15 protein-coding genes are annotated in these 14,032 nt (G+C 70.7%); 6 read left to right on the top strand and 9 right to left on the bottom strand.

The window, feature by feature from the left end; all coding sequences use genetic code 11:
* Positions 1–22 precede the first annotated feature (22 nt).
* The 3 genes from ABZV42_RS38520 to ABZV42_RS38510 form a co-directional block, all read right to left on the bottom strand.
* Positions 23–1,429 carry a DUF2637 domain-containing protein gene (locus ABZV42_RS38520; RefSeq protein ID WP_356056225.1) on the bottom strand — a complete coding sequence of 469 codons (1,407 nt, stop codon included), beginning with the start codon at positions 1,427–1,429 and terminating at the stop codon, positions 23–25.
* 162 nt (positions 1,430–1,591) lie between these two features.
* Positions 1,592–2,506, bottom strand: coding sequence for a DUF3558 domain-containing protein (locus ABZV42_RS38515; protein ID WP_356056223.1), 915 nt, complete (start codon positions 2,504–2,506; stop codon positions 1,592–1,594).
* A 147-nt stretch (positions 2,507–2,653) separates the two neighbouring features.
* Positions 2,654–3,520, bottom strand: coding sequence for a DUF3558 domain-containing protein (locus ABZV42_RS38510; protein ID WP_356056221.1), 867 nt, complete (start codon positions 3,518–3,520; stop codon positions 2,654–2,656).
* Positions 3,521–3,722: 202 nt separating this feature from the next.
* Here ABZV42_RS38510 and ABZV42_RS38505 point away from each other — a divergent pair, with 202 nt between their 5' ends.
* Entirely contained in the window at positions 3,723–4,916 is a 1,194-nt protein-coding gene (locus ABZV42_RS38505; RefSeq protein WP_355991837.1) for an RtcB family protein, read from the top strand.
* A 90-nt stretch (positions 4,917–5,006) separates the two neighbouring features.
* Here the strand turns inward: ABZV42_RS38505 and ABZV42_RS38500 are convergent, their stop codons facing one another.
* The 3 genes from ABZV42_RS38500 to ABZV42_RS38490 all read right to left on the bottom strand — a co-directional run bounded on the left by ABZV42_RS38500 (position 5,007) and on the right by ABZV42_RS38490 (position 6,401).
* Positions 5,007–5,198: a hypothetical protein gene (locus ABZV42_RS38500; RefSeq protein ID WP_355991834.1), complete on the bottom strand. Its 192-nt coding sequence runs from the start codon at positions 5,196–5,198 to the stop codon at positions 5,007–5,009.
* The gene (locus tag ABZV42_RS38495) at positions 5,195–5,962 is read right to left on the bottom strand and encodes an SDR family oxidoreductase (protein ID WP_355991831.1); all 768 of its coding nucleotides are present in this window, start codon (positions 5,960–5,962) and stop codon (positions 5,195–5,197) included. The genes ABZV42_RS38500 and ABZV42_RS38495 overlap by 4 nt, the downstream gene beginning before the upstream one ends.
* A gap of 100 nt (positions 5,963–6,062) precedes the next feature.
* A complete protein-coding gene (locus ABZV42_RS38490) occupies positions 6,063–6,401 on the bottom strand; it encodes a YnfA family protein (protein WP_355991828.1) in 339 nt (112 codons plus the stop codon).
* Positions 6,402–6,794: 393 nt separating this feature from the next.
* Here ABZV42_RS38490 and ABZV42_RS38485 point away from each other — a divergent pair, with 393 nt between their 5' ends.
* A complete protein-coding gene (locus tag ABZV42_RS38485; protein ID WP_355991660.1) occupies positions 6,795–7,298 on the top strand; it encodes a MarR family winged helix-turn-helix transcriptional regulator in 504 nt (167 codons plus the stop codon).
* On the opposite strand, the gene ABZV42_RS38480 is transcribed toward ABZV42_RS38485, so the two are convergent.
* Positions 7,271–7,684: a helix-turn-helix domain-containing protein gene (locus tag ABZV42_RS38480; RefSeq protein ID WP_356056219.1), complete on the bottom strand. Its 414-nt coding sequence runs from the start codon at positions 7,682–7,684 to the stop codon at positions 7,271–7,273. The two genes, ABZV42_RS38485 and ABZV42_RS38480, sit on opposite strands and share 28 nt — an antisense overlap.
* A 122-nt stretch (positions 7,685–7,806) precedes the next feature.
* Here ABZV42_RS38480 and ABZV42_RS38475 point away from each other — a divergent pair, with 122 nt between their 5' ends.
* Complete coding sequence (locus ABZV42_RS38475) at positions 7,807–8,697, top strand: NADP-dependent oxidoreductase (protein WP_355991664.1); 891 nt, start codon at positions 7,807–7,809, stop codon at positions 8,695–8,697.
* 33 nt (positions 8,698–8,730) lie between these two features.
* On the opposite strand, the gene ABZV42_RS38470 is transcribed toward ABZV42_RS38475, so the two are convergent.
* Positions 8,731–10,188 (bottom strand): MFS transporter, encoded by a 1,458-nt coding sequence (locus ABZV42_RS38470; RefSeq protein WP_356056217.1) that lies wholly within the window; start codon positions 10,186–10,188, stop codon positions 8,731–8,733.
* A 181-nt stretch (positions 10,189–10,369) separates the two neighbouring features.
* On the opposite strand from ABZV42_RS38470, the gene ABZV42_RS38465 reads away from it, so the two are divergent.
* Positions 10,370–11,116 (top strand): thioredoxin domain-containing protein, encoded by a 747-nt coding sequence (locus ABZV42_RS38465; protein ID WP_356056214.1) that lies wholly within the window; start codon positions 10,370–10,372, stop codon positions 11,114–11,116.
* A 28-nt stretch (positions 11,117–11,144) separates the two neighbouring features.
* Here ABZV42_RS38465 and ABZV42_RS38460 read toward each other — a convergent pair whose 3' ends face one another.
* The gene (locus ABZV42_RS38460) at positions 11,145–11,960 is read right to left on the bottom strand and encodes a helix-turn-helix domain-containing protein (protein WP_356056212.1); all 816 of its coding nucleotides are present in this window, start codon (positions 11,958–11,960) and stop codon (positions 11,145–11,147) included.
* Positions 11,961–12,063: 103 nt separating this feature from the next.
* On the opposite strand from ABZV42_RS38460, the gene ABZV42_RS38455 reads away from it, so the two are divergent.
* A complete protein-coding gene (locus tag ABZV42_RS38455) occupies positions 12,064–13,155 on the top strand; it encodes an LLM class flavin-dependent oxidoreductase (RefSeq protein ID WP_355991670.1) in 1,092 nt (363 codons plus the stop codon).
* Positions 13,152–13,820, top strand: a complete 669-nt coding sequence (locus tag ABZV42_RS38450; protein ID WP_355991672.1) for an FMN reductase — start codon at positions 13,152–13,154, stop codon at positions 13,818–13,820. The genes ABZV42_RS38455 and ABZV42_RS38450 overlap by 4 nt, the downstream gene beginning before the upstream one ends.
* Positions 13,821–14,032 lie beyond the last annotated feature (212 nt).

Here is a 14,032-nt window from a genome sequence, read left to right as displayed (position 1 = left end):
ACACGCTCGCGTGCCGACCTGCCTACGCGATGTGGTCCTCCTCCAGCTCCGCGGTGAAACGGTTCTGGAAACGCTCTGTGAGGTTCTTCAGCGCCGTGCTCGTGAGCGTCGTTCCGTACGTGGCCTCTATGTTGTCGCCAAGCACCCGCGGCGTCGGGAAGCTGCCGTCTATCGACTGGCGGAACACCTGGTAGTACGCCTCGTCCTGGCTCTTCTGGTCCAGGACCGGCGACTGCTCCTCCCGCGGAGCGGGGATCGGCAGCTGCTCGGGACCGCCGCCCTCACCCAGCTGCCGCGTACGGCCGGGGCCCGCCGGGATGGGGAAGGTACCCGTCTCCTCCGGGCCGGGCTCGTAGGCCTGGGCCTGCTGCTCGGCGAACCACTGCTGGTACTGCGCCTCCTGCCCGAACGCCGGGTCGTAACCACCGTCGTACGCGAGCTCCTGGGGATCGGGGGTGGCGAACCACGGGTTCAGATCCGGCTCCGCCGCCTGACCCTGGTACTGGCCTTGGTACTGCCCCTGGCCCTGGTACTGCCCCTGGTACTGCGCCGGACCCCCGCCCTGGACCTGACCCTGCCCCTGCCCCTGACCTTGGCCCTGCTGAACGTACTCGGCCTGCGGCTGCCGGCCGCCGGCCCCGTTCGACTCCAGCTCCAACGGCTCGGGCGCCGCCGCGGCGGCGGCCGGGACCGACGCCTGAACCGGCGCGGGCGCGGGCGCCGGAGGCAGCAGCGCCGGCTCGATGCCGGCCGCGGCGAGACCCGCGGGGGCCGTCTCCGCGAGGGGGACGCCGTAGCGCGCGAGGCGCAGCGGCATCAGCGACTCGACCGGGGCCTTGCGGCGCCAGGCGCGGCCGAAGCGGGAGTGCAGACGGGCCTGGTAGACCAAGCGGTCCTGCTCCAGCCTGATGACCTGTTCGTAGGAACGCAGCTCCCACAGCTTCATCCGGCGCCACAGCAGGAAGGTGGGGATCGGGGAGAGCAGCCAGCGGGTGAGGCGCACGCCCTCCATGTGCTTGTCGGCCGTGATGTCGGCTATTCGGCCGACCGCGTGCCGGGCCGCCTCGACCGAGACCACGAACAGCACCGGGATGACCGCGTGCATGCCCACACCCAGCGGGTCCGGCCAGGCCGCCGCGCCGTTGAAGGCGATCGTCGCCACCGTCAGCAGCCACGCCGTCTGGCGCAGCATCGGGAACGGGATGCGGATCCAGGTCAGCAGCAGGTCCAGGGCCAGCAGGACGCCGATACCCGCGTCGATGCCGATCGGGAAGACGTACGAGAAGTTCCCGAACCCCTTCTTGAGCGCCAGCTCACGGACCGCCGTGTACGAACCGGCGAAGCCGATTCCGGCGATGACGAGCGCACCGGCGACGACGATGCCGATGAGAATCTTGTGCATCCGTGTCAGCTGTATGGGCGCGGCCACCTGTACTCCCCTCCCCTTGCGTGTTGTTGCGCGCAACAGAGTGGCACATGTGTGTGGCGTGCGGATGCGCGGTATGGACGGAGCCCGGTTACGAAGTGAACCGGGCCCCGTGACAGGCCTGCCGGAGAGCCGGGTCGAGCCCCGGATCCGGTCATGGCCGGGTCAGCTCTTCTTGGCCGCCGACTGCGACGGCGAGGCACTCTTGGAGCCGGCCTTGGACGTGCCCCCGGAGGCGCTCCTGGACGGCGAGGCCGACGGTGACTTGGAGGAGGACGGAGCCTTCGAGGCCTTCGACGAAGAGGCCGGATCCGGCGAGCCCGCGCTCGCCGCGCCGCCGTCACCGTTCGCGGCGGCCACGGCGGCCACCGCTTCCTTCGTGGCCTTCTCGGCCGCCTTCAGCAGCGTGTCCGCGTCCGGGGTCTTCTCACCCGCGAGACCGGCACCGTTGTAGTCGAGCGTCACGACCACGTTCTGGACGCGCGCCACGATCGTCTGCTGCTTGAAGGAGCCTTCCTTCTTCTTCAGGCCGTACCGCACGGCCGTCGCCTCGTCGCCCGTACCGGTGACCGGCGCCGACCTGGTGTCCAGCGCGCCCTCCACCGCCTGCGCGCCCGAGGCCTGCTTCTGGAAGTACGCGTGGGCCTGATCCTCGCCCGAACCGCGCGCGTCCGAATCGAAACGCAGCAGTGCCACGTTCAGCCAGCGGAACTGAGAGCCCTTCACCCCGTTGTTGTCGAGGCTGCTCCAGTTGCAGTTGCCGCGTTCCTTCGGTTCGTCCAGCTTGCCCGACTTGCCCGACGTGGAACCCTTCGGTATGAGTTCGTCCAGCGTCTTCTTCGACAGCACCGAACACGCCTTGGGCAGCGTCGAGTACGCGCCGGGCTGGACGGCGGGGGTCGAGGGGCTCTCGGACACCGTCGCTCCCGGGGCCGCGCTCTCGTTCTTCTGCGCGTCGTCACCGGAGCCGGAGTCCGAGGAACAGCCCGCGACGACGAGCATCACCGGGACGGCGGCCGCGCTGACAAGGATGCGGGTGAGTCGCTGTGCTCGGCCTGCTCGCTGTACTGGTCGGTGCATGGTTCCTTCACTCGTGGCGCTCGTGGTACGGCCGCACATGGAGCGTGCGGCCGGTCGGGTCCGAGGGGCCACGGTACGCGGTGGGGCGCCAGGACGGTTCCCGTTCGGGGGGTTTGCGCCGCGGTGCCCCCATCGGCCGTGAGGCCGTTAGCCGTTGAGCCGGGAGGTCAGCTTCTGGGCCAGTTTCAGCGCCCTGTCCTGCATTTCCTTGCTGTCCGGGGCGCTCGCGGAAGACGTCGGCTGCTCGGAGTATTCGATCGTGACGATCGCGTTGGACGTGCGGAACACCACAGTCACCGTGCGCTGCTGGGCCGTCGACGAGCCGGTGTTCAGCTTGTCGTCGAGGAACGCCTCGTCGCCGAGGTCCTCCAGCACGCGCGACTGGAGATCGGCCGGGGTCTGCGAGGCGGAGGCGCTGGGGGAGCCCGGGGTGCCGGAGGCGTCGACGTTGTCCCCGCCGGCGTTGTCGTCGGCCGGGCCGGTGTTGCTGCCGCCAGGACTCGGAGTGGCGCCGCCGGAAGCGGAGGCGGAGGCCGAAGGGGACGCGGACGTCGACGCCGTGGGCTCGGGGAGATCGGCCGCCGTCTGCTTGGCGGCGTACAGCTCCTCGGCCTTGCTCTCGTCGCTCACCGTGTTGTCGTACGAGACCACACGCTCGAAGTCGACGAAGAGGTGATCGGTGGCGGCGGCGGACGCCACCTTCCAGTCGCAGCCGTCACGCCGGTCCGTGTCGTACGTGAGCGTCGCCTCTCCCGCGTACGCCTTCTCCTGCTGTGCCTCGTCGGTGCCCTCCTGGATGCCGGGCAGCAGCGTGTCGAGCGTGTCGTGGTCGGCCGCTCCGCAGGCCTCCGGGAGGGTGCGGTACTTGCCCGGCTGGGCCACGGGGGCCGTCGTGCCGGTGTCGCCGCCCTTGGAGTCCGGAGGCGAACCGCCCACGCCTCCACCGCTCGTGCAGCCCGCCAGCACTGCCGCGAGGAGCACGGCGGCGCCAGATACGTACGCCTTCCGCTGCACGGTCAGGCTCCTCTCGACGGTTCCCGACGGCGCTTCGGCCCGGGTGTCCTGTGGTTATTCGGTTGCCGCACGGGGGCGACCCCTGGAGACAATGTGTATCGCACGCACAGCCGTGGACGCCGGTCCGTTGTCCTATACGTCGACCTAGGCGCCGGTTTTGCGATTTAAGACTTCTGGTGTGTTTCTGGGGATAGAGGACGATATGTCGTACGTAGAGGTGCCGGGGGCGCAGGTTCCCATCCGTATGTGGGCCGACCCCGCCTCGGTCGAGGATGTGGCCCTCCGTCAGCTCCAGAACGTGGCCACGCTGCCCTGGATCAAGGGCCTCGCCGTCATGCCGGACGTCCACTACGGCAAGGGCGCGACGGTCGGCTCCGTGATTGCGATGCAGGACGCGGTGTGCCCGGCGGCGGTGGGTGTCGACATCGGCTGCGGAATGTCCGCGGTCAAGACCTCCCTCACCGCCAACGACCTGCCGGGCGACCTCTCGCGACTCCGCTCGAAGATCGAGGAGGCGATTCCGGTGGGCCGGGGGATGCACGACTCCCCGGTCACCCCGGGCGGCTTCCACGGCCTCGCGACCGCCGGGTGGGACGACTTCTGGGGGCGGTTCGACGGGGTGGCTGACGCGGTGAAGTTCCGCGAGGAGCGGGCGGTCAAGCAGATGGGGACGCTTGGATCGGGTAATCATTTTATTGAAGTTTGCACCGATTCGACCGGTTCTGTCTGGCTGATGCTGCACTCCGGTTCGCGGAACATCGGCAAGGAGTTGGCCGAGCACCACATCGGTGTCGCGCAGAAGCTTCCGCACAACCAGGGCCTGGTCGACCGCGACCTCGCCGTCTTCGTGGCTGACACGCCCCAGATGGCCGCGTACCGCAACGACCTCTTCTGGGCCCAGGAGTACGCGAAGCACAACCGCACGCTCATGATGGCGCTCCTCAAGGACGTGATCCGTAAGGAGTTCAAGAAGGCGAAGCCGGCCTTCGAGCCGGAGATCAGCTGCCACCACAACTACGTGAACGTCGAGCGCTACGAAGGCATGGACCTGCTCGTCACCCGCAAGGGAGCCATCAGCGCGCGGTCCGGAGAGTTCGGCATCATCCCCGGCTCGATGGGGGCGGGGTCGTACATCGTGAAGGGTCTCGGCAACGAGAAGGCCTTCAACTCGGCTTCGCACGGCGCGGGTCGGCGTATGAGCCGAAACGCTGCGAAGCGTCGGTTCACGACGAAGGACCTGGAGGATCAGACGCAGGGCGTGGAGTGCCGCAAGGACTCCGGCGTCGTGGACGAGATCCCGGCCGCCTACAAGCCGATCGAGCAGGTCATCGAGCAGCAGCGTGACCTCGTGGAGGTCGTGGCGAAGCTGAAGCAGGTCGTCTGTGTGAAGGGTTGACGCGTCCGGCACCGGGGGTTGTCCTGCGTCGAACTGACCCGAAGGGCCCGAGCCGTTGACGGCTCGGGCCCTTCGAGTTCGCTTCCGGAGTCACTTCGTCGACAGGACCGCGTAGATCATGACGAAGGCCACGATGTGGATGCCGAAGAGGAAGTACGCCAGGTAGTACCAGACGTACCGTTCGCGCTTCTTCTCCAGGGCCAGGCGGGCCTGTTCGTCGGCCGGGGGCGGCGGTTGGGGCGACTGGGGTGGCCCGTTCGGTGGGGGCGGGTCCGTGGTCACAGTTCGCGGTGGACCTTCGTGTTCGACGCCTGGGCGCGGGGGCGGACCACGAGGAGGTCGATGTTCACGTGGCTGGGGCGGGTCACCGCCCACGTGATCGTCTCGGCGACGTCGTCGGCGGAGAGGGGCTGGGCGACGCCCGCGTAGACCTTGGCGGCCTTCTCGGTGTCGCCGCCGAAGCGGGTGAGGGCGAACTCCTCGGTCTTGACCATGCCGGGGGCCACCTCGATGACCCGGACCGGGGTGCCGACGATCTCCAGGCGCAGGGTCTCGGCGAGCACGTGTTCGGCGTGCTTGGCGGCCACGTAGCCGCCGCCGCCCTCGTACGTGCCGTGGCCCGCCGTGGACGACAGGACGACGACCGTGCCGTCGCCGCTGGCCGTGAGCGCGGGGAGCAGGGCCTGGGTGATGTTCAGGGTGCCGATGACGTTCGTCTCGTACATCTGGCGCCACTGGGCCGGGTCGCCCGTCGCGATCGGGTCGGCGCCGAGTGCGCCGCCGGCGTTGTTGACCAGCACGCCGATCTTCTTGAACGCGGTCGCGAACTCGTCGACCGCCGTGCGGTCGGTGATGTCCAGGGCGTACGCGGTCGCCTGGCCGCCCGCCGCGGTGATCTCCTCCGCCAGCGCCTCGATGCGGTCCTTGCGGCGGGCCGTGACGACGACGCGGTAGCCCTCGGCCGCGAGCTGCCGGGCCGTCGCGGCGCCGATTCCGCTGCTGGCACCGGTGATGACGGCGATACGGGACGCGGCGGCGGGGGTCATACGGCTGCTCCTTGGCGGGGTCTGCGTGTCTTCGGCGTGTCTTCGAGCTCTGTGGTGTCTCCGGCCAGGATAGGTGGGGGTGGCCGGGGGCCGTGGCGGGTCAGTTGCCGCCCCGGGGGGCGTACATGATCACGGCGGCTCCGGCCAGGCAGATCAGGGCGCCGGTGATGTCCCAGCGGTCGGGGCGGTAGCCGTCGGCGACCACGCCCCAGGCGAGGGAGCCGGCCACGAAGACTCCGCCGTACGCGGCCAGGACGCGGCCGAACTCGGCGTCCGGCTGGAGCGTGGCCACGAAGCCGTACACGCCGAGGGCCATTACGCCGGCGCCGATCCACAGCCACCCGCGGTGTTCGCGTACGCCCTGCCAGACGAGCCAGGCGCCGCCGATCTCCAGGAGTGCGGCCAGGACGAAGAGAGCGGCGGAGCGGGCGATCAGCATGGGGTCACTTTGCCAGGGCTCAGGTTCGCCGGTGCCGGTGCCGGTGCTTGTGCTTGTGCCGGGTTCGGTCCGGTGGTGGGTCGGGGCCGTGCCGGTGCATCAGCCCGTAGCCGTTGGATGGGATGTGGCCGTCGGTGGCGACGGGCATTGATGTACCGGCACGGCCCCTCCCGCCGAATTTTGGGTGCGGGTGCGCGGTGGTTCGGGTGCGGCCCCCGGCGGGCGTGATTTCGTGATTTTCAGCCCCTCCGGCGTTTGAGGAGCGGGGCTGGGGTGGAGCGCCAGGGGCGGGGAGGGTAGGGGCGGAGGGGGCGAAGGGAGCCTGGGGTGAGCGGCGGTTTCCGGGGGGCGGGGTCGTGCGGCGTACGATTTTGGCTGGTGGAAGGGGGCCGTATGGCTGTCGATGGGGAAACGCGGGGGCGTCTGCTGGAGGAGCTGGCGGCCGTCTCGCGGCGGTACATGGCCTCGTACGCGCTGTTCAACCAGGCCCTCGCCGACCACGTCGGCCTGCACCCGACGGATGTGCAGTGCGTGAACCTGCTCAGCCTGGAGGACGGGCCCGTGACCACCGGGCGGATCGCCGCGATGACGGGGCTGACGACCGGGTCGGCCACGCGGCTGGTGGACCGGCTGGAGAAGGCCGGCTATGTCGTGCGGGAGCGCGACGTGGCCGACCGGCGACGGGTGCTGGTGGCGACCGTGCCGGAGAAGATCGCCGAGTTCGGGCGGATGTGGGAGCGGTTGGGCGCCGGGTGGTACGGCCTGTTCGACGGGCTCGACGACACCGAGGTCGCCCTGATCATCGGGCACATGCGGCGTACGGTCGACTTCAGTGCCGAGCAGGTCGCGCGGCTGCGGTCCGGGGACTTTCAGGACGCCTCGGACGAGGTGTCGTAGCGCTCGCGGGCGTCGGCGACCTCCTCGATGTGGTGCTCCGCCCAGTCCTTGACGGCGGTGAGCAGGCAGCTCAGGTTCGTGCCCAGCGGCGTGAGTTCGTAGTCGACGCGGACCGGTACGGACGGGGTGATCGTGCGGGAGAGGATGCCGTCGCGCTCCAGTGAACGCAGGGTCTGCGTCAGCATCTTGGGGCTGACTCCGGCGATCTTGCGGCCGAGGTCGCTGTAGCGCATCGGTCCGCCCGCGTCGGCGAGCGCGCTCACGATCAGGCTGACCCACTTGTCGCTGATGCGGTCCAGGAGCTGGTTGGTGGGGCAGCCCTTGAGGAACGCGTCGTACTCGACGCGGGCCTGGTGACGCCGCTGGGCCGCCGTCGTGGTCGCCATGACGCACCTCCGGGTGATGTACGCACCTTCAGGTGCCTACTTACCAATGGATAGTAGCTCTTCCTAGGGTTGTTGTGGCGGGTGAGAGACCCGTGGATGACCTACTGATGGGGTGAGCTGGGATGCGCGCAGCGGTTGTGACGTCGTTCGGTGGTCCGGAGGCGGTCGAGATCGTCGAGGTGGCGCTGCCGGAGCCCGGGGCCCGGCAGGTGCGGATCAAGGTGGCGGCCGCGGGGGTCAACCCCGTGGACGCCGGGGTGCGTGCCGGTGTCTTCGGGGGCGCAGGGAAGCGGCTGGGGCTCGGCTGGGACGTGGCCGGTGTCGTGGACGCGGCCGGGGTCGCGGCGGGCTGGAACGTGGGCGACGAGGTGGTGGCGCTGGCCTACGGGACCGCCAAGTCGCTCGGTACGCACGCCGACCATGTGGTGGTCGACGCCGGTGCGGTGGCCGCGGCGCCCCGCACGGTCGACACGGCGCACGCGGCGAGCCTGCCGCTCAACGCGCTGACCGCGGCCCAGGCTCTCGACGGGCTGGGCCTGGAGCCGGGACAAAACCTGCTGGTCACTGGTGCCGCGGGGGCGGTCGGCGGGTACGCCGTGCAGCTCGCCGCCCGGCTGGGGGTGAGCGTGACCGCGCTGGCCCGTGAGGGCGACGAGGAGCTCGTACGGGCCCTGGGGGCGGACCGGTTCGTGTCGGGCGGGGTGGCGCCGGGGAGCGTGGACGCGGTGCTGGACGCGGCGATCCTGGGGGCGGACGCCCTGGAGTGGGTGCGGGACGGGGGCGCCTTCATGGGGGTCATCCCGGGGGCCCATCCGGCGTCCGTGCGCGGGGTGCGGACCGGTGCCGTGGAGGTCGCCGCCGACGGGGCCCGGCTCGCGGAGCTCGTGGCGCTCGTTGACGAGGGGGCGCTGACGACCCGGATCGCCGGGACGTACGCGCTCGACGAGGCCGTCAAGGCGCACGCGCGGCTCGCGGAGGGCGGGCTGCGGGGCCGGCTGGTCCTCGTGCCCTAGGGCAGGTCCTGGCCGGCGGCCCGGTGGGGTCCTCTAGTGGTGCTGCTCCGGTGCCTTGAGCGGGAGCAGGCGTACGAGGGGGCAGCACAGGAGGGTGATGGCGGCGACGACGGTGAGGCTCACGGTGGTGGCGTGGGTCCCGCCGCCGTCGGTCCGGAAGTAGACGGTGGTGACGGCGGCGGCTCCGATCGCGTTGGCGAGCTGCTGGACGGCGCCGAGTGAGCCGCCCGCGCTGCCGGCCTCCGCGGGTGCGATGTCGCCGATGGTGACGTCGTAGAGCGAGCCGAAGCAGGCGCCCATGCCGAGGCCGACGACGAACAGCGGGGGGATCAGGGCCCAGCCGCCGGTCTCCGTGCCGGAGACGGTGATCAGGGTGAGGAGGTAGGCCGTTCCGGCGAGGGTGACGAGGAAGCCGATGAGGACCAGGCGGCGGCCGAGGCGGGCGATCAGGCGGTAGCAGGCGATCGAGGCGATGACGATGCCCGCGGACAGGGGCGTCAGGGAGAGCGCGGCGGCCGCGGGGGAGCGGCCGAGGCTCTGCTGGAGGAAGAGGGAGACGACGTACAGGAGGCCTGCGACCGCGGCGAAGAAGACGACGCCGATGAGCAGTCCCGAGGTGAAGCCGCGGTTGTGCAGGAGAGAAGGCCGGATCAGAGGGCTGGGCGCGGTGCGCTGGCGGTGCCAGAACCCGGCGAAGAGCGCGAGTCCGGCGAGCAGGAGGAGGACGGGGAGCGCGCTCCAGCCGTGGGCCGAGCCTTCGATGAGCCCGGTGAGCAGGGCGAGCATGGTGGCGCCGAGGAGGGCGGAACCCCGTAGGTCGACGGTGGTCGTGCGGTCGCCGGTGTCGTGGGGGAGCAGGCGGGCTGCGGCGAGGACCGCGGCGCCGCCGAGGACGAGGTTGATGAGGAACATCGGGCGCCAGCCGAGGCCGGCGAGGTCGGCGTCGATGAGGAATCCGGCGAGGACCGGGCCGCCTACGGCCGACAGGCCCATCACCGGTCCGAACAGGCTGTACGCCTTTCCGATCTGGTCCCGGGGCCAGGTCGCACCGAGGATCCCGAAGCCCTGCGGGATGACGAGCGCGCCGAACGCGCCCTGGATCAGGCGTGCGGCGACGAGGGTTCCCGGCGTCGGGGCGAGGCCGCAGGCGGCCGAGGCGGCGGTGAAGCCCGCGAGGCCGGTCAGGAAGAGCCGGCGGCGGCCGTATCTGTCGCCGAGGCGCCCGCCGAGGACGAGCAGCACGCCGAGCGCGAGGGCGTAGGACGCGCCGAGCCACTGGATGAGGGCGGTGCCGCCGCCGAGGTCGTGGGCGATGGTCGGGGCGGCGATGTTGGTGATGGTGCCGTCGAGGAGGTCGAGGATGTCGGCGGCGAGGACGACACCGAGGATCGCCCAGCGGGCGCGGGCGGGAGGGTGGCTTGGGTGGAGTGAGTGGAGTGAGTGGATCGGGCGGCTTTCAGGTTCGTTTGCGTCGTGCAGTGTCTGTGTCACGCAGATAAATATGCGGCATGGAGTGGGGTGCGGTCAAGAGAGATAGGGCCCCGGCGGGTGGCCGGCTGCGTGGGGGGTGCCCGCGCCCGGCCCGGCGGTGCGTCGTCCGTGCCGGGCCGGGCGAGGCCGCCCGCACGCCGATCGCATAGGGTCTCCCCAGCTCAGGGGAGGGAAGAGATCCATGTCGGGTGGCGGAACCCGCCGTACGGCGGTGCTGATCGTGGGGACGGCGCTGGCCGGTGTGCTGGTGGCGGGGTGCGGTGAGCAGGCGAAGGCCGACGCCGGAGTCGGCGAGGACGTGGTCACCACGTCCTACAGGAGCACCGGGGAACTGCCCGAACGGCTCGCCGGCGACGGCACGACCGTCGTCGTGGGAGCGGAGAGCGCGGCCACCGTCGTCCGTCTCTACGAGGACATGCGCTGTCCCGTCTGCGAGGACTTCGAGGAGGACGGGGGCGGCGGGGCGCTGCGGGGCATGACGCTGTCCGGCGAGGTCAGGACCGAGTACACGCTCGCCTCGTTCCTGGACGACCGGCTCGGCGGCAAGGGCTCCGAGCGTGCGGCCAACGCGCTGCGCGCCGCCCTGGAGCGCGGCAGGTTCATCGAGTACCACGACGTGCTCTTCGCGCATCAGCCCGAGGAGGTTGTCGACGGCTACACGGACGACTTCCTGCTGCGGATGGCCTCCGAGGTCGCCGGTTTGCGTGACAAGGAGTTCGACGCGGCCGTCAGGGGCATGAAGTACCGCGACTTCGTGACCGCGTCGGAGCGGGCCTACGAGGCGGACAAGGTGCCGGGAACGCCTTCGGTGGCGGTCGACGGCAGGCTTCTGGACACCAGGCTGTGGGACGGGCTGTTCGACGCGGCCACGCTGCCGATGGTGATCCGGACGGGCGGTCTGGTCGCCGCCGCGCGGTCCACGTCGTAGTCCCGGAGGGGAGGCGCTCGCCCGGCGTCTAGGCGGGTCCGTGGTCGGCCGCGTACGACGTCGGGGGGACGCCGACCGTCGCGGTGAAGTCCCGGATCAGGTGGGCCTGGTCGGCGTAGCCGAGGTCGGCGGCCAGGGCGGCCCAGTTCACCTGCTCGGAGCTCTCGGCCCGTTCCAGGGCCTCGTGGATGCGGTAGCGCAGGATGATCCACTTCGGGCCGACACCGACGTACGCGGAGAACAGGCGCTGAAGGGCGCGGACCGTCATGCCCTCGGCCTCGGCGAGCGTGCCGACGTTGCGGATCGTGCGGTCGGCGCGGATGCGGTCGACCAGGGCCGTCGCCAGGGTGACCTGCGGGTCCGGCCGCGGTTTGAGGCCCAGGAGGAAGGCGTCGAGGGCGGCGACCCGGGCCCGCTCGTCGTCCGGGCCGAGGACGGCCGCGACGGCGCTTCCGGAGCCGGGGAAGACCTCGGGGAGGGGGAGCCGCTGTCCGGTGAGGGACGACAGGGGGCGGTCCGGCGCGAAGGCGCGGAAGCCTCCCGGGCGGAACTGGATCCCGCACACCCGGCCCCTGCCCTCCAGTTTCTGGGTGAACAGGCCGAGTCCGATGCCGGCGACCTCGCCGAAGGGGTCTTGTCCCGCGTACCGCTGGAAGACGACGTTGACCGACGGGTGCGGGACCACGTGCGAGGCGTACGGCTGGGTGAGGTCCCAGTCGATCAGCCAGTAGTGCTCCAGATAGGGGCGCAGCGGTTCGGCGGGCTCGTGGCGGCGGAAGCGGACGTGCGCGAAGAGTTCCGCGGCGTCGACGATGCCTCGGGTGTCGCGGCGTGGGGCGGCCATGCCGGGATCGTAGGACGGGCCACTGACAGCGGCGGAATACCTGGGGAGGGGCGATGGTTCGAGGGTATAGTTGAAACGTCAACAACTTGGAGGGTGAGCGACCATGCAGTTCGGGATCTTCAGCGTCGGCGATGTGACACCGGACCCCACCACGGGCAGGGAGCCGAGCGAGCGCGAGCGCATCAAGGCCATGGTCGCCATCGCGCTGAAGGCCGAGGAGGTCGGCCTCGACGTCTTCGCGACCGGCGAGCACCACAACCCGCCGTTCGTGCCGTCGTCCCCGACCACCATGCTCGGCTACATCGCGGCACGCACCGAGAAGCTCGTGCTGTCCACGTCCACGACGCTGATCACCACCAACGACCCGGTGAAGATCGCCGAGGACTTCGCGATGCTCCAGCATCTCGCGGACGGCCGGGTCGACCTGATGATGGGCCGCGGCAACACCGGGCCCGTCTATCCCTGGTTCGGTCAGGACATCCGGCAGGGCATCAACCTCGCCGTCGAGAACTACGCGCTGCTGCACCGTCTCTGGCGCGAGGACGTGGTGACGTGGGAGGGCAAGTTCCGTACGCCGCTCCAGTCGTTCACGTCGACCCCGCGCCCGCTGGACGGTGTCGCGCCCTTCGTCTGGCACGGCTCCATCCGCTCGCCCGAGATCGCCGAGCAGGCCGCGTACTACGGCGACGGCTTCTTCCACAACAACATCTTCTGGCCCGCCGACCACACCAAGAAGATGGTCGAGCTCTACCGCGAGCGGTACGCGCACTACGGGCACGGCACCGCCGAGCAGGCGATCGTCGGCCTCGGCGGCCAGGTCTTCATGCGGTCCAACTCGCAGGACGCCGTTCGGGAGTTCAGGCCGTACTTCGACAATGCCCCGGTCTACGGGCACGGGCCGTCGCTGGAGGAATTCACCGAGCAGACTCCGCTGACCGTCGGCTCGCCGCAGCAGGTCATCGAGAAGACGCTGGCGTTCCGCGAGTACGCCGGTGACTACCAGCGCCAGCTGTTCCTGCTGGACCATGCCGGGCTGCCGCTCAAGACCGTCCTCGAACAGCTCGACCTCCTCGGCGAGCAGGTCGTGCCGGTGCTGCGCGAGGAGTTCGCCAAGAACCGTCCGGCCGACGTGCCGGACGCGCCGACCCACGCGGCCCGGGTGGCCGCCGCGAAGGAAGAGGTGACCGCCGTATGAAGCTCGTCGTCGTCTCGGCGGGGCTGAGTGTTCCGTCGTCCACGCGGCTGCTGGGTGACCGGCTGGCGGCCGCGGCCGTCGGCCGGGTGTCCGATGCGGTGGATCTTCGAGTCGTCGAACTGCGCGACCTCGCGGTCGAGATCGCGCACAACCTCACCAACGGGTTTCCCGGCCGGGCGTTGTCCGCCGCGATCGACGACGTGACCTCCGCGGACGGTCTGATCGTCGTGACCCCTGTCTTCTCCGCCTCCTACAGCGGTCTGTTCAAGTCGTTCTTCGACGTGCTCGACAAGGACGCGCTGGCGGGCAAGCCCGTGCTGGTCGCGGCGACCGGGGGGACCGGGCGGCATTCGCTGGTCCTCGAACACGCGCTGCGGCCGTTGTTCGCGTATCTGCGGGCCGTGGTCGTGCCGACCGGGGTGTACGCGGCTTCGGAGGACTGGGGGGCGGAAGGGCTTGCCGACCGTGTCGAGCGGGCGGCGGGGGAGTTGGCTGCGCTGATGCCGGTCCTGGGTGTGCAGGTGCCGGCGGCGGCTTCGGCACCGGTGTCCTCCTCGGCTCCGGCCCCGGTTCCGGCCGCGGTCCCCGCTCAGCCCGCTTCCGGCCGGGCGGACGGTTTCCACGTGGTGCCCTTCGAGGAGCAGCTCGCGGCGCTGCGGGTGTAGGGGATTTTCGCCCCCTCCCACGGCGTACCCGCAACCGGGATCCGGCCGGAGGGGCTGAAACTCACACCCGCACCCGAGCCACGGTCCACCCGCAGCCGGGATCCGGCGGGAGGGGCTGTGCCGGTACATCGATGCCCGTCGCCACCGACGCTCACGCCTCACCCGACGGCGACGGGCTGATGCACCGGCACAGCCCCGCCCCCCCCCGGAGA

Origin of the sequence: Streptomyces sp. NPDC005281 (assembly GCF_040607495.1) — a bacterium.
Taxonomy (GTDB): Bacteria; Actinomycetota; Actinomycetes; order Streptomycetales; family Streptomycetaceae; genus Streptomyces.
The sequence above is the reverse complement of the archived record's forward strand: the minus strand, read 5'-3'. Positions and strand labels throughout refer to the sequence as shown.

Coding starts and splice junctions, on each gene's coding strand:
- ABZV42_RS38465 (WP_356056214.1), top strand. CDS start 10,370: ATGTCGGGTGGCGGAACCCGCCGTACGGCGGTGCTGATCGTGGGGACG.
- ABZV42_RS38505 (WP_355991837.1), top strand. CDS start 3,723: ATGTCGTACGTAGAGGTGCCGGGGGCGCAGGTTCCCATCCGTATGTGG.
- ABZV42_RS38485 (WP_355991660.1), top strand. CDS start 6,795: ATGGCTGTCGATGGGGAAACGCGGGGGCGTCTGCTGGAGGAGCTGGCG.
- ABZV42_RS38460 (WP_356056212.1), bottom strand. CDS start 11,960: ATGGCCGCCCCACGCCGCGACACCCGAGGCATCGTCGACGCCGCGGAA.
- ABZV42_RS38495 (WP_355991831.1), bottom strand. CDS start 5,962: ATGACCCCCGCCGCCGCGTCCCGTATCGCCGTCATCACCGGTGCCAGC.
- ABZV42_RS38450 (WP_355991672.1), top strand. CDS start 13,152: ATGAAGCTCGTCGTCGTCTCGGCGGGGCTGAGTGTTCCGTCGTCCACG.
- ABZV42_RS38515 (WP_356056223.1), bottom strand. CDS start 2,506: ATGCACCGACCAGTACAGCGAGCAGGCCGAGCACAGCGACTCACCCGC.
- ABZV42_RS38490 (WP_355991828.1), bottom strand. CDS start 6,401: ATGCTGATCGCCCGCTCCGCCGCTCTCTTCGTCCTGGCCGCACTCCTG.
- ABZV42_RS38475 (WP_355991664.1), top strand. CDS start 7,807: ATGCGCGCAGCGGTTGTGACGTCGTTCGGTGGTCCGGAGGCGGTCGAG.
- ABZV42_RS38480 (WP_356056219.1), bottom strand. CDS start 7,684: ATGGCGACCACGACGGCGGCCCAGCGGCGTCACCAGGCCCGCGTCGAG.
- ABZV42_RS38455 (WP_355991670.1), top strand. CDS start 12,064: ATGCAGTTCGGGATCTTCAGCGTCGGCGATGTGACACCGGACCCCACC.